The 14175-nt window shown below is 38.2% G+C and carries 11 protein-coding genes; 10 read left to right on the forward strand and 1 reads right to left on the reverse strand.

Annotated features, from left to right (window positions below):
• Nucleotides 1-113 precede the first annotated feature (113 nt).
• The 10 genes from AAOP42_RS15450 (at nucleotide 114) to AAOP42_RS15495 (ending at nucleotide 13327) form a co-directional block, all read left to right on the forward strand.
• Nucleotides 114-992, forward strand: coding sequence for an AraC family transcriptional regulator (locus tag AAOP42_RS15450; RefSeq protein WP_349529445.1), 879 nt, complete (start codon nucleotides 114-116; stop codon nucleotides 990-992).
• 41 nt (nucleotides 993-1033) lie between these two features.
• Nucleotides 1034-1813: a peptidase gene (locus tag AAOP42_RS15455; protein ID WP_349529446.1), complete on the forward strand. Its 780-nt coding sequence runs from the start codon at nucleotides 1034-1036 to the stop codon at nucleotides 1811-1813.
• 176 nt (nucleotides 1814-1989) lie between these two features.
• Nucleotides 1990-5748, forward strand: coding sequence for a type IIG restriction enzyme/methyltransferase (locus tag AAOP42_RS15460; protein WP_349529447.1), 3759 nt, complete (start codon nucleotides 1990-1992; stop codon nucleotides 5746-5748).
• A 30-nt stretch (nucleotides 5749-5778) separates the two neighbouring features.
• Nucleotides 5779-7278, forward strand: a complete 1500-nt coding sequence (locus AAOP42_RS15465) for a sulfatase family protein (protein WP_349529448.1) — start codon at nucleotides 5779-5781, stop codon at nucleotides 7276-7278.
• A gap of 8 nt (nucleotides 7279-7286) precedes the next feature.
• Nucleotides 7287-8651, forward strand: a complete 1365-nt coding sequence (locus tag AAOP42_RS15470) for a sulfatase-like hydrolase/transferase (protein ID WP_349529449.1) — start codon at nucleotides 7287-7289, stop codon at nucleotides 8649-8651.
• 129 nt (nucleotides 8652-8780) lie between these two features.
• Nucleotides 8781-9173: a hypothetical protein gene (locus tag AAOP42_RS15475; protein ID WP_349529450.1), complete on the forward strand. Its 393-nt coding sequence runs from the start codon at nucleotides 8781-8783 to the stop codon at nucleotides 9171-9173.
• Nucleotides 9174-9374: 201 nt separating this feature from the next.
• On the forward strand, nucleotides 9375-10946 hold the full coding sequence (locus tag AAOP42_RS15480; RefSeq protein ID WP_349529451.1) for a sulfatase family protein: 1572 nt from the start codon (nucleotides 9375-9377) through the stop codon (nucleotides 10944-10946).
• 83 nt (nucleotides 10947-11029) lie between these two features.
• Nucleotides 11030-12508, forward strand: a complete 1479-nt coding sequence (locus AAOP42_RS15485; RefSeq protein ID WP_349529452.1) for an alpha-L-fucosidase — start codon at nucleotides 11030-11032, stop codon at nucleotides 12506-12508.
• Between the two features lie 272 nt (nucleotides 12509-12780).
• Nucleotides 12781-13092: a thioredoxin family protein gene (locus tag AAOP42_RS15490; RefSeq protein WP_349529453.1), complete on the forward strand. Its 312-nt coding sequence runs from the start codon at nucleotides 12781-12783 to the stop codon at nucleotides 13090-13092.
• The gene (locus tag AAOP42_RS15495; protein WP_349529454.1) at nucleotides 13073-13327 is read left to right on the forward strand and encodes a DUF6952 family protein; all 255 of its coding nucleotides are present in this window, start codon (nucleotides 13073-13075) and stop codon (nucleotides 13325-13327) included. The genes AAOP42_RS15490 and AAOP42_RS15495 overlap by 20 nt, the downstream gene beginning before the upstream one ends.
• Before the next feature lie 7 nt (nucleotides 13328-13334).
• Here the strand turns inward: AAOP42_RS15495 and AAOP42_RS15500 are convergent, their stop codons facing one another.
• Complete coding sequence (locus AAOP42_RS15500) at nucleotides 13335-13931, reverse strand: PAAR domain-containing protein (protein WP_349529455.1); 597 nt, start codon at nucleotides 13929-13931, stop codon at nucleotides 13335-13337.
• Nucleotides 13932-14175: the final 244 nt, after the last annotated feature.

Genomic DNA, 14175 nt, shown 5'->3' on the forward strand with positions numbered 1-14175 from the left:
TATATATTCTTTTATTGTAATTCTTCCTTTATTTTGCTTAAAAAGTAATCTATCTTGTATTGCTATATGAGATTGTTTCCATTATTTTTAATGAAATAGATGATTAATTACCTATGCAACCAATTTACGAAAAGATACCTTTGTCTATCGAAAGTTCTATCAGAATCTTTCTTTTTGATAAACCAGAGTTCGATGGGCATTGGCATTTTCATCCAGAATGTGAATTGACATGTATTTTGGAAAGCACAGGCATTCGGTATGTTGGAAATCATATTGCTGACTTTCAAAAGGGAGATCTAGTACTTCTTGGCTCTAATTTACCTCATTGCTGGAAAAACATCAATGGCTTTAAAGGTGTAGCTCGATGTTTGGTACTACAGTGGGATCAGTCAATAATAGGAAAATCAGTGGAATTTGAAGCCATTAACAAGATGATAGATCAGGCATGTAGAGGGTTGAAGTTTGACACGGGTACAACAATTCAAATTGAAAGTATGATGTTGGAAATGCTGAATACTTCACCAATAAATCGCTATGTGTTATTGATAAAATTGCTTGATAAACTTACTAGAAAAAAGGAAGTTGTAATGCTGGCTGGAGATTCCTACTTCTGTGATCTTTCCAACCAAACTGAGGATAGATTAAAAAGAGTGCAAACGCATGTGAAAGACAATTATAACAAAAGGATCAGATTGTCGGATATTGCCACTGTCACTAACATGAATGAGCAAGCTTTCTCTAGGTTCTTCAGCAAGACCATGCAAAAACCATTTTTTGTTTTTTTAAACGAATACAGGGTTAACGTAGCAAGCAGGTTGCTTTTAGAAACAGACAAGCAAGTAGCTGAAATTGGATTTTATTGTGGCTATGAGACGCTTCCATTTTTTTATAAGCAGTTTAAAAAGTTTAAAGGATATTCGCCGTTGGGGTTTAGGAAAATGTATTCAGAAAAGTTACTGATTAATCATACGAGCTGTCAAAACGAAAAATGATCTTACGGAAAATATTCCATGATAGAAGTTGTTTTAAATATATGAGAAAGGTTTTAGAAAAAATCAGAGTTGTAAGCCTGTTGGTATTGTTTCTTGCTTTTGGTTGTTCCCAAGGTGGCAATGATCAAATGGATGATCAAGATCCTCAACCGGATTCCAATCTCAACAAAAAGAGTGTTGGTGATTCTGCGAACGACATATTATCGAATGTGAAATATGATGATATCATAATAGAACTGGTTGCCGTAAATGGCTATCAATTAGACAACTCCGTTATCAATGATTTTAAATCTTTTCTTCAGACACTGGTGCAGAAACCAGGTGGAATTACCGTCAGCACGTCAACAGTAGCCCCTCCCGGATTGGCTCCTTATTCGCTCAATGACCTGATAAGCTTCGAAGATCAAAACAGAACAGGGTATAACCAGAACAGGGAACTGGCCATTTTTATGTTCATAACAGAAGATGCCTATACCAATGAAAATGTACTGGGCCTGGCTTACCGAAATACATCTTTTGCTCTGATGGGAGGGCGTATAAGAGAATTAACCGGAGGAATTGGCCAGCCTTCTGAAAATCTGGTATTACAAACTGTACTCAGGCATGAGATGGGACATCTTCTGGGGTTGGTGAATGTCGGGACACCCATGCAAACCGATCATCAGGATACTGACAATGGCCACCACTGTGATGTGGAAGATTGTCTAATGTATTATGCTGTGGAAACCAGCGACTTTCTTTCCAATATTATAAACAATAACTCTCCACCTGAGCTTGATGTCCAATGTCGAGCTGATTTAACTGCCAATGGTGGGAAATGATTAACGGGCATGCATCCGGTTTTAAGTTAACCCATTTTAGTATTTCTGTTCCAGTAATGGAATTGTAATGCCAGTGTGTTTTCCAAATCATGGTTTAAAAATCACCAACAATTCAGACATAAATACTGACGATAAAGTATATTTAAATCTTTATTCATTGATACAATAAAATACGAATGCCAAAGCTGCCATTTATCCTCAACCAAGCATTGGGCAAAGCCTACAGAAGACAAAAGGTTGACCGGGTTTCCATGGAGGCATTTAGAAAGAACCTTTCTGCCTTGCTGGGCGAACTGGATGAGCAGGAAAGTGAAGAACACCTCAAAAATGATGTAATCCGGTTCCTGGACAATACATGGTATAAAGACAATTTTGCCATCAATACCAAAGGGAAAACCGATCTGGTGATCCATACCGACCGTTCCACCAAAAGCAAAGTTGGTGTGCTTTTGGAAGTGAAAAAGCCTTCTAATAAAGGTGAAATGGTGTCCAGAGAGAAGCTTAATACAAAAGCATTGCAAGAACTTCTTTTGTATTACCTCAGGGAAAGGGTAGCAGGAGAAAACAACGAGATCAAACATTTGGCAGTAACCAATGTGCATGAATGGTTCATCTTTGATGCTTCTGAGTTTTATACCAAATTTTATAAAAACACCAAACTGCTCAAAGAGTTTGAGGACTGGAATGCTGGAAAAAAAGACAGTAGCAATACCGAGTTGTTTTATACCGAAATAGCACGTAAATACATAGAGGAGGTAGAACAGGGACTGCAATATACGTATTTCGATTTTCGGGATTTTATTCAGTTTTTAAACAAAAAGGAAGACAGTCGCAAGCTAATTGCCTTGTACAAAATATTGTCCCCGGTGCATTTACTCAAACTGTCTGTGGGTAATGACAGCAACAGCCTGGATAGGAAGTTTTACAATGAACTCCTGCATGTCATTGGTCTGGAAGAGGTGAAGGAAAAGGGCAAAAAACTGATCCGAAGAAAAGCTGAAGGCAAAAGGAACGATGGTTCTTTGCTGGAAAATGCCATCAATATCATGGACGAACGGGATTGTTTAAACCACGTGGACAGACCTTCTCAATATGGCAGTATTAAAGAAGACCAACTGTATGCTATCGCATTGGAGCTTTGTATCACATGGATCAACAGGATATTGTTCCTCAAACTGTTGGAATCCCAATTGGTGGGCTGTCACAAAGGGGATGTGGCGTATAAATTTCTGAGCCAAAACAAAGTGCCAAACTATGATGCATTGGGCACATTGTTTTTTGGTGTGTTGGCTAAGAAAACGGATGAGCGTCTGGATAGGGTAAATAAAAAGTTCATGAATGTGCCTTACCTGAACAGTTCTTTGTTTGAACCTACAGAATTGGAAAGGGTGATGCCTGTCACCTCACTTGACAGCAATCTGAAACTGGAGTTGCATGGGCAGACAGTGCTCAAAAATGAAAATAGTAAGAAGCTGTCTGGAAAAAGGGATACCCTCACTTACCTCTTCGATTTTTTGGATGCCTATGATTTTAGCTCGGAAGGCACTGAAGACATACAGGAAGAAAGCAAGACACTGATCAATGCATCGGTGCTTGGTTTGATTTTTGAAAAGATCAATGGCTACAAAGATGGTTCGTTTTATACTCCTGGATTTATTACCATGTACATGTGCAAGGAGACTATTCGTAGGGCTGTATTGCAGAAGTTCAATGAAGCAAAGGGCTGGGAATGTAAAGATTTTGTAGAACTGTACAATAAGATAGTTGACAAAAAGGAAGCGAACGCTATCGTCAATAGTTTGCGTATTTGTGACCCTGCTGTGGGTTCTGGTCACTTTTTAGTGTCGGCCTTAAATGAAATGATCGCCATAAAGTCGGAGCTGAAAATACTCATGGACAGGGAAGGGAAAACATTTAGGGACTATGACCTGACTATTGAGAATGATGAGCTGGTTGTTACCGATGACAATGGGGATTTATTTCATTATATGGTTGGTAATACTGAAAAAAAAAGATTGCAGGAAGCCCTTTTCCATGAAAAACAAACGGTTATAGAAAACTGCCTTTTTGGTGTGGACATCAACCCCAATTCGGTCAAAATATGCCAGCTCAGGTTGTGGATCGAGTTGTTAAAAAATGCCTATTACAAGAATGACACAGAACTTGAAACCCTACCCAATATTGACATCAATATAAAATGTGGCAATTCATTGATCAGCAGATTTGGGTTGGATTCGGATTTGAGTAAGGCATTGAAAAAGAGTAAATGGGACGTAAGTACTTATCGTAATGCTGTCCACAACTATAAAAATGCACAAAACAAGGAGGACAAACGGGAGTTTGAAAGGTTGATTGCTACCATCAAAGACACTTTTGAGACCAGTATAGCCAACTATTCCGATCCCAGAAAAGTGAAAATGGCCAAATTGGGTGAAAAACTTTTCAAATTGACGGGTGTTGGCAGGGGGGGCACGAGCAATATGCTCTTTGAACCAGAAGAGCAATATGGCAAGGACAAAAAGCTTTTGAAAGAACGTAGAAAAGAAATAGAACAAATAGAAAAGCAGATAGAAAAACTCTCCACTGAAATAGACGAGATCAAAAACAACAGAATCTATGAAAATGCCTTTGAGTGGCGTTTCGAGTTTCCCGAAATACTTGACGATGACGGCACGTTTTTGGGTTTTGATGTGGTGGTTGGAAATCCACCGTATATCAGGCAGGAGGAAATCAAAGATTATAGCAAATACCTTAATGAGACATTTAATGTTCATTCTGGCAAAGCCGATATATATGTATATTTTTTCGAGTTAGGTTTGAATATTTTGCGGTCAGAAGGAAGCCTTACATTTATTACATCTGGAAAATTTCTTGAGGCTGGCTATGGACAAAAATTGATTGAATATCTATTAAAAGAAAGCCAACTTCAATTTGGGATTAATTTTAATGATTTAGAAGTTTTTGACGGAGTTTCGGCTTATCCATTTATATTATCAGTTCTCAAAGGTAATTATGACAGTGATTACATGTTTAATTATACAAATGTTGAAAATCTTAATTTTTCCGCCTTTGATGACTACAAAAAAAAGGATACCACCGAATTGGTAATTAGCAAGCAAGGATTTGTTGATGCTGATTATAAATTCCTTAAGCCCGAAGTATCAAGTCTAATTTCAAAGTTGGTTCAAAAATCAAAATCTTTTGAATTAGTATATGATTTACCAATTGTGGGGATTAAAACAGGTTTTAATGAAGGTTTTCTAACTAAAAAACCAGTAAGTCAATTTGTAAAACCATATGCATTTGGTAAGGATATTAAAAGATATAAACCCGTAGTTTCGAAGAATAATGTAATATTTCCATATACATCAAATTATGAACTGATCAATCTTGACGAGAGTGAAGAAATAGAACCATTACTTTTAAAAAACGAAACAGGTTTGAGTCAAAGGGCAATAATTAAGGACGGGTTGATTAATGGTTCTAAAAAATGGTATGAATATCAACAAGTAAACAAGACTATAAGTATCTCTGATGAAGTAATAGTTTATCCGAATGTGTCTCTTGGGACTAATTTTACTCTTTCAAGCAATGTATTGATTGATATGACTGGGTTTGTTATTAAATCGAATAGCAAATACCTTTTGGGATTACTTAATTCAAAACTTTTTGAATTCTTATTAAATATTTGGGCGATTGGGAGACGTGGCGGATATAAAGAATTGAAAGTCCAGTATATTAAAAAGCTTCCAATTATTGAGAGTGCATCAGATTATGAAGGAGTAGTCGAGAATAAAGTCAACGAAATCCTTGCCCTCAAAAAAGAAAATCCTGATGCAGACACAAATGCCTTGGAAGCAGAAGTAGATCAACTGGTATATACATTGTATGGGCTTACCGAAGAGGAAATAAAAATAGTTGAGGGTTCTGCATGACCGGGCCGACTTATAGTTAAATATGATTTCATGAAAAAAAACCAGCTCCATCTTTTCCGTCCGTTGTTTATGCTTGCTGTATTGCTTGCATCTTGTGAAACAAAAAATAATGATGTAAAGCCCAATGTCCTCCTTATCACGGTTGATGATATGAACTACAATTCTGTAGGAGCGTTTGGAGCTGTTGTCTCTGGCACTACACCCAATATCGACAAACTGGCATCACAAGGCATGCGGTTTGAAAATGCCCATGTCACCATTGCGGTTTGTCAGCCCAGTCGGGGTGTATTGGCTACAGGCATGTATCCCCACAGGAGTGGAATTGAAGGTTTTTTTCATACTGATAAAGATATTCCCACTATTGTGGAAATATTGAAACAGCATCAGTATTACACTGGTGTGTTGAGCAAAACCAAGCATTCTTCACCTAAGGAAAACACGCCTTGGGATGTGGTGCGCACTCAGGCAGAGCACATGGGCATGGGCAGAGATGCCAACAGGTACTATGAGGAAACTAAAGCCTTTTTAAAGCAAGCTGGTGAAGCCAAAAAACCATTTTATTTAATGGCTAATGCTAACGATCCCCATCGTCCGTTTTCCAATAGTGATCAGGAGAAAAGAGCTTATAAAGGGAAGGATATTGTTCCTTCATCCAAAATATACAAGTCTGATGAAATAGAAGTACCAGCATTTTTACCTGATATCCCTGACGTAAGATTAGAAATGTCAGAATATTACACTTCTGTCCGTCGTGCAGACGATGTGGTTGGTGCTGTACTAAAAGCTTTGGAAGAAAGTGGAGAAGCGAAAAATACGCTCCTAATGTTTCTTTCAGATCATGGTATGGCATTGCCTTTTGCTAAAACCAATTGCTATCTCAATAGTACAAAAACGCCTTGGATTGTTCGATGGCCTGATGTGGTAACGCAAGGAAGTATCAATAAAAAACATTTTATCTCCGGTATAGATTTTATGCCTACAGTATTGGAGGTCTTGGGCATAGAAATTCCGAAAACAGTCGATGGGCGTTCTTTTGTGCCTCTTTTGAAAGGAGAGGATCAAGATGACCGGGAGTTTGTTTTTACGCAATTCCATGAAACTTCGGCAAAGAACAGGTTTCCGATGCGTGCGGTTCAAAGCAGTAAGTATGCTTACATTTTCAACGCATGGTCAGATGGCGAAAGGGTATTTAAAAACGAGTCTCAGTCAGGCAGGACATTTAAAGCCATGCAGGAGGCTGCAAAAACTGATAGTGCTATTGCTCAAAGGGTAGATTTGTTTTCTCATAGGGTACTGGAAGAGTTTTATGATTTGGAAAAAGATCCGGATGCCCTGATTAATCTGATTGAAGATGAGGATTATCAGGCAGAAATCGAAATTTATAGAAACAGACTAAAGAAATGGATGCAAGAAACTGAAGATGTAGCTTTGGAAGCTCTGGAAGGAAGAGAATCTAAAGAAAAACTGGTTGTTTTTATGGAAAAGGAACAGGCTCTGGCAGATTTGAGAAAGAAAAAGAATAAAAAATAGAAAATATAATGTGTACGAATTTCAGGATAAACTTTCTTTTAGCACTTTCAATACTAATTTTTACTGCTAATTGTACTACCAAAGAATCAGGGTCAAGCAAAGAGATATCGAATGAAAAACCCAACATTATTATCATAATGGCTGATGATTTGGGCTATGGAGATTTGAGTGGTTTTGGGAATGCTACGATCAATACACCTAATCTGGATAGAATGGCAGAGGAAGGCATTCGGTTTACGGATTTTCATTCTAATGGGGCAGTTTGCAGCCCGACCAGAGCGGCTTTGGTTACGGGCAAATACCAGCAACGGGTAGGAGTAGAAGGAGTAGTTACTGCTAAAAGCCACCGGGAAGTTGGCCTGGCACTTGAAGAGATCACCTTTGCAGATGCTATGAAAGCTGAAGGATATGTGACTGGTATGGTAGGAAAATGGCATCTTGGCTACCCTGAGCGATACAACCCCGTTCATCAGGGTTTTGATGAATTTGTTGGCTATGTCAGTGGCAATGTGGACTATCATTCTCATATCGATCAGGAAGCACATGAAGACTGGTGGTGGCAAAATAAGCTTCAAAAAGAAGAGGGCTATTCTACTGATTTGATTACCAAGCATTCGTTAGCGTTTATAAATAAACATAAAGACGATAATTTCTTTTTGTACATTCCACACGAAGCACCACATGGCCCTATACAGGGAAGGAAATCAAAGCCATTTAGAGTAATAGGGGATAATCAGGCCAGCAATCCGGAAGAGAATCTGAAAGTAACATACAAAGAGATGATAGAAGTCATGGATGAGGGTATTGGAGAAGTTATCAAAACGTTAAAGTCACTTAATCTTGAGAAAAACACTTTGGTGTTTTTCTGCTCTGACAATGGACCAGCAAACCTCGGTAGTAGCGGTGGTCTTCATGGTAGTAAAGGTTCGGTATGGGAAGGAGGACACAGAGTGCCAGCCATTGCCTGGTGGCCGGGAAAGATTAAACCAAATCAGGAAAGCAATCAAACAACTATGACCATGGATTTGTTACCAACTATGATGTCATTGGTTGGAGGAAAAACAAATACTGATTGGGATGGTATTGATATTTCAGGAGTATTGTTGGAAAATGCAACATTACCAGAAAGAGATTTGTTTTGGAGACATTATAGTAATGATGGCAGCAAACAGTCAGTTGCCATACGTAGCGGAGATTGGAAGTTGCTGCAACTAAATCAGGAAAATGAGCCACAGCTTTACAATTTGAAGGAAGATTTGTCCGAAACAAAAGATCTGTCAGGTGTCAAACCACAATTGAAGCAGGAGTTGTGGGCAAAACTGAATAACTGGCAAAAGGAAGTGACCAAAGGAGTGAAGAAGGTATCACCATAGAAATGTGATTCTATTTTTCATATAGACTTATTGGCATGGTTTTTTATGTTTGATTTTTTGTTGTTGTAAATGTGAATTTGATAACCTTACTACCAATTGGAAACTTATTTCAACTATAAAATATATTAAATGGAAATGACGAATACTACGACTCAATCTAGTGATGATCTTATGAAATGGATTATCTGGCTGTTAAGAATTGGTGTCTTTGCCACATTTGTGGGACACGGTACTATCGCCTTTGTGGGTAATCCGAAGTGGTTGCCATATTTGGCAACAGTTGGCATTACAGGTGATTTGGCTGTAAACGCCATGACTTTCATAGGAGCATTGGATATTCTATTAGCCATTTCAGTTTTGATTAAACCTTTACGACCAGTGCTGTATTGGTGTGCATTTTGGGCTTTTTCTACAGCACTCATACGTCCACTTTCCGGAGAGTCAATTTTAGCCTTTGTCGAGCGAGGTGCCAACTGGACAGTGCCATTGGTATTGCTATTATTAAGCTATAGAAAAAGGTAATGAGTTGACAAATTGATTCAATTAACCGGACTTAAATTGTGGTGTGGGTTAGAATCATTTTCAAACTACAGGTTAATTCTTCTTTAATGCAAAATAAAAGGTGTTATGAGCGAAGAAAGTACTTGATTAAAAGCTTTCATTTGGTCTAATATTGCAAAGTATATCCTCTTTGAAAATAGAAACTATTAAAAAGCCCTATCTATGAATATCAATTTTCCAAACTCAATTTTAGTATGCCTGATTTTACTGGTATTTTCTTGTCAACAAAAAACTGATAAGCAAAAAGTAGAGAAACCCAATATCATATACATACTTGCTGATGATTTAGGATATGGCGATGTAGCTGCTTTTAATGAAAACAGTAAAATAAAGACTCCTCATCTGGATCGGCTGGCAGCTGAAGGAATGAAATTCACAGATGCTCATACGTCCTCTTCGGTATGTACGCCCACACGGTATGGTATAATAACTGGCAGGTACAATTGGAGAAGTAAACTTAAAAACGGAGTATTGACAGGAAAGTCAAAAGCATTGATTCCAAATACAAGGACGACCGCTGCTTCCATACTAAAAAAGAGTGGTTATAGTACTGCTTATATAGGTAAGTGGCACTTGGGATGGGATTGGGGGACGAAAGATTCAACAAGTGAGTCAGGGGAGGGTTGGAATTTCAAAGACTTTGACAAAATAGACTATTCCAAACCTGTAAAAAACAATCCTAACGACTTGGGGTTTGATTATGCCTATGGGCATTGCGGTTCTCTTGACATGGCACCTTATGTGTATGTGGAAAATGGAATGGCAACAATGATTCCGGATTCTACTACTGTTAATAAGGGAAAATATTCATGGTGGAGAGAAGGACATACTTCCGGCGATTTTATTCATGAAGACGTTACACCCAATTTTTTTAGAAGGGGGATAAAATATGTGAAAGAGCATGCACAAGATGAAAATCCGTTCTTTTTGTATTTGCCACTGCCTTCCCCTCACACTCCTATTTTGCCTACGCAAGAGTGGCAGGATAAAAGTGGGATTAATCCCTATGCCGATTTTGTGATGATGGTAGATGATTATGTCGGGCAATTGAATACAGCTATAAAAGAAGCTGGTATTGAAGAAAATACACTCATTATTTTCACCAGTGATAATGGTTGTTCTCCTGCGGCGAAAATCGAGGAAATGACAGAAAAGGGACATTACCCAAGTTACGTTTATCGTGGACACAAAGCTGATATATTTGAGGGAGGACACAGGGTTCCTTTTATTGTAAAATGGCCAGGCAGGATAGCTAAAGGATCGGTCTCTGATGAAATAATATGTACTACAGATTTTGCTGCTACTTGTGCTGCCATTACTGGTTATCAACTCAAAGATTCGGAAGCAGAAGATAGTTACAACATGCTGCCACTTTTTGATCAGAAAAAATTGGCAACTCCTTTTAGAGAAGCGACAGTTCACCATTCGATCAATGGCAGTTTTGCCATCAGGCAGGGAGCCTGGAAGTTGATCATGTGTCCCGGTTCAGGAGGGTGGAGTTTCCCTACTCCAAATAACAAAAAAGCATTGGAAGGGTTGCCGGAGGTGCAATTGTACAACCTGATGAATGATCCTGGAGAAAAGGACAATCTACAGGCATCTAATCCACAGAAAGTAGATGAATTGAAAAAGCTTTTGACCAAATACATTTTGGAAGGAAGAAGTACTCCGGGGATAATTCAACAAAATGACACGGGGAATAGTTGGAAACAATTGTGGTGGATAAATGGATGAAAAAAAGAGTTTAACCGAGTAAGTATTGTCACCCGATTCCGGCATTTTTGTGTTTATTTATAAAGAACATTAGATCCATTGTCATGAAAATTAAATTACTGTTACTCATTCTGTTTGTGCAAGCCAATTCTTTTGCACAAGCCATATATGAAGACGAACGCTATGTGCCGGAGACTGATCCACAGGTCTTGCAAAAACTTGAAGAATGGCAAAATATTAAGTTTGGATTGTTGATGCACTGGGGTGCTTATAGCCAGTGGGGAATAGTAGAATCCTGGTCACTTTGTCCTGAAGATTATGGATGGTGTGAGAGGAAGAAGGGAGAGAATCCCCAAAATTACTTCGAGTACAAAAAAGAGTACGAAGGACTACAAAAAACTTTTAATCCTGTAAATTTTGCTCCGGAAAAGTGGGCTAAAGCCGCTAAAGATGCCGGGATGAAATACGTTGTATTTACCACCAAACATCATGATGGCTTTTCAATGTTTGATTCCAAATATACGGACTACAAAATAACTGATCCAAATTGTCCTTTTTCAAGTAATCCCAAAGCAAATGTGACTAAGGAAATATTTGACGCATTTAGAAATGAAGGGTTATGGACAGGAGCTTATTTTTCTAAACCGGATTGGCATTCGCCATACTATTGGGATCCTTATTTCCCTCCATTGGATCGTAATGTCAATTACGACCCTGAGCTATATCCTAAAAAGTGGGATAAATATGTAGATTTCACTCACAACCAAATCATGGAATTGCTTACCGACTATGGTAAAGTCGATATTCTATGGTTAGACGGTGGATGGGTAGCTAAAAAATCAGAAGAGAATATACAAAATGCTTATAAAGGAAAACTTGCTGGTGCATCTTCCGGATTTATCAAAGAAAGGACTGTGAATCAGGATATCCGCATGGATGATTTGGTGGCTAAAGCCAGAAAAAAACAACCCGGGTTGATCGTTGTTGACAGGGCTGTTCATGGTAAAAATCAAAATTATCTTACTCCTGAAAACAGAATTCCCGAAAAACTTTTACCATATCCCTGGGAGTCATGTATTATTTCCGGTGGTGGTTGGGCGCATACACCCAATGCTAAATATATGAGTGGACGTACCGGAATTCACATGTTGGTGGATATTGTTATAAAAGGAGGCAACCTGTTGCTGAATATAGCACCTACTCCTGATGGTAAATGGCAGCAGGGGGCTTATGATTTACTAGCCGAATTTGGAGATTGGATAAAAGTAAATGGTGAAGCTATTTACAACAGCAAGCCTATTGCTCCTTTTAAAGAAGGGAATATTGGAATGACGCAGCAAAACGATGGAAGTGCCTATTTCTTCTATTTGGCAGCAGAAGGACAAACTGAAATGCCATCTGAGATAGTGGTAACATCTAACCAACCTGCTCAGGGAGCACAGGTTTCTTTGCTTGGTAGCAATACAAAATTGAAATGGACAAAAAAAGGAAATGGCTTTGTGGTGGGTATTCCTAAATCCTTACAGAAAAACCCTCCATCAAAGTATGCCTGGACAATCGAAGTATCTCAAATTAAGAAGTAGTTTCATTAGTTTGAAACAATAGCAGGGCAAACGCATTTAAAAACAGAAACCTCCTACCGTACGGTATCCCATGAAGTTGTAGTCAACCCTAACAGACCCCAGAACACGCCTGGGGATAGTAGAATTTTTAAATGCCTTTGCCCTGGAAACAATAGGCTTTAATCCATCATTAAAGTTTATTGAAACATTGATATTATAGATGTAATCTATGGTTGATTCGATTCATTCCTTTTCAATTTTGTATTCGTAAAAAAACAAATTGAAATAAAAAAATGATAGAATTAGCAGAAGATAATTTGGGTGACATCATAAGTCAAAACCAAAGGGTGATTGTTCAATACGGTGCAAGCTGGTGTGGAAATTGCCGCCTGATCAAACCAAAATTCAAAAGATTGGCCGCAGAGAATGAAGGTATCCAATTCATATATGTGGATGCAGAAAAACTGCCAAATTCCAGAGCATTTGTAGAAGTAAAAAACTTGCCAACATTTGCAGGATTCAAAGATAGTGTGCTTGTATCACAGGCGGCCGGAAATAAAATCGAAACCATAAACGAAGTATTGAATGAAGTTGCCAGTAATTAAGCACATAGTTGGGTTCATCGAGGAGAAAGATGAAGATTTTGTTTTAGAATCTATAGAATTGCTGGAGCACTTGTCTGAAGCCAATGGCTTAAAGGACGAAGAGTTGGAAGTGATCGGAGAGCTACTCTCAAACCTGTATGGTTCTTTGGAAGTAAATGCTGAAATGAAAAAGGGGGTCGGTCAGAAGGAAGCTTTGAATGGTTTTATGAAAAGGGTAATGGGATCCATCAATTGAGTCGGTACTATTCTTGTTTTTCTGCCTCCCTTTCTGACTTAGGTTTGAGTTGCCCTTTTAAAAACAAGTTGTATTCTTCACAGGTAATTATTCCTTCAATACCCGAATATTTGCAGGTTTCGTACTTGAGGTCAAATGCACCAGCGGTAATTACTACCCCGGTTCCTTTGCACAATGGGCAGAGAACTTTATCTCCGGGACAATCAATTCGACTGTCATTGTCAAAAATCTGCTCGGTTTGTGCTATTTCCTGATCTCTGATAAGCAGATACTCTTTGTTAGCCAACTCAAGGTACTTGATGGTTTCATCAAAATACTGACCACTTGTTCCTTTGAGTTCTACATATTTATTTAGCCAATTGATGGCTTGTTTATATTTTTTCAGATGAAATGAATTTCTGCCAAAATAGTAAGTCAATTGGCTGGGTAGCTTGTCTATATTCTTCATGGCGTACCTGAAGAGTTCATCAGCTTTTTCATATTCTCCATCCAGCATCGCATCATATCCTTTGTCCATGCTGGTGATACCTTTGGTATTTGCCGGATTTTGCGCCCAGGAAAGGTGTGTAAAGATGGAGAGTAAAATCAGAGCGAGGTACTTCATGTATTGTTGATATAGACTACTTAACTAAATGCAATTGGTTGAAATTGGTTGCAATTTAACTTTTAAAATTTTACTACTCCATTAAAAACTTAGAACTATCTGAGTAGTTTCTTTGACATAATAGCAATCTTCACATAAAACGTGCTATGTTTTCGCACTTATTCACGTTTTTATTTTTTTTTATAAAATTTTGAACCAATATTTGTGCCTCAAAATTCAGAGCAATGAAAAAAGCATACGGATA

The organism is Reichenbachiella sp. MALMAid0571 (genome assembly GCF_040151475.1).
Classification (GTDB): domain Bacteria; phylum Bacteroidota; class Bacteroidia; order Cytophagales; family Cyclobacteriaceae; genus CAXBNB01.

What these genes read in the sequence shown, in the direction of transcription:
- AAOP42_RS15450 (WP_349529445.1), top strand. Translation starts at nt 114, where the DNA reads ATGCAACCAATTTACGAAAAGATACCTTTGTCTATCGAAAGTTCTATC.
- AAOP42_RS15455 (WP_349529446.1), top strand. Translation starts at nt 1,034, where the DNA reads ATGAGAAAGGTTTTAGAAAAAATCAGAGTTGTAAGCCTGTTGGTATTG.
- AAOP42_RS15460 (WP_349529447.1), top strand. Translation starts at nt 1,990, where the DNA reads ATGCCAAAGCTGCCATTTATCCTCAACCAAGCATTGGGCAAAGCCTAC.
- AAOP42_RS15465 (WP_349529448.1), top strand. Translation starts at nt 5,779, where the DNA reads ATGAAAAAAAACCAGCTCCATCTTTTCCGTCCGTTGTTTATGCTTGCT.
- AAOP42_RS15470 (WP_349529449.1), top strand. Translation starts at nt 7,287, where the DNA reads ATGTGTACGAATTTCAGGATAAACTTTCTTTTAGCACTTTCAATACTA.
- AAOP42_RS15475 (WP_349529450.1), top strand. Translation starts at nt 8,781, where the DNA reads ATGGAAATGACGAATACTACGACTCAATCTAGTGATGATCTTATGAAA.
- AAOP42_RS15480 (WP_349529451.1), top strand. Translation starts at nt 9,375, where the DNA reads ATGAATATCAATTTTCCAAACTCAATTTTAGTATGCCTGATTTTACTG.
- AAOP42_RS15485 (WP_349529452.1), top strand. Translation starts at nt 11,030, where the DNA reads ATGAAAATTAAATTACTGTTACTCATTCTGTTTGTGCAAGCCAATTCT.
- AAOP42_RS15490 (WP_349529453.1), top strand. Translation starts at nt 12,781, where the DNA reads ATGATAGAATTAGCAGAAGATAATTTGGGTGACATCATAAGTCAAAAC.
- AAOP42_RS15495 (WP_349529454.1), top strand. Translation starts at nt 13,073, where the DNA reads ATGAAGTTGCCAGTAATTAAGCACATAGTTGGGTTCATCGAGGAGAAA.
- AAOP42_RS15500 (WP_349529455.1), bottom strand. Translation starts at nt 13,931, where the DNA reads ATGAAGTACCTCGCTCTGATTTTACTCTCCATCTTTACACACCTTTCC.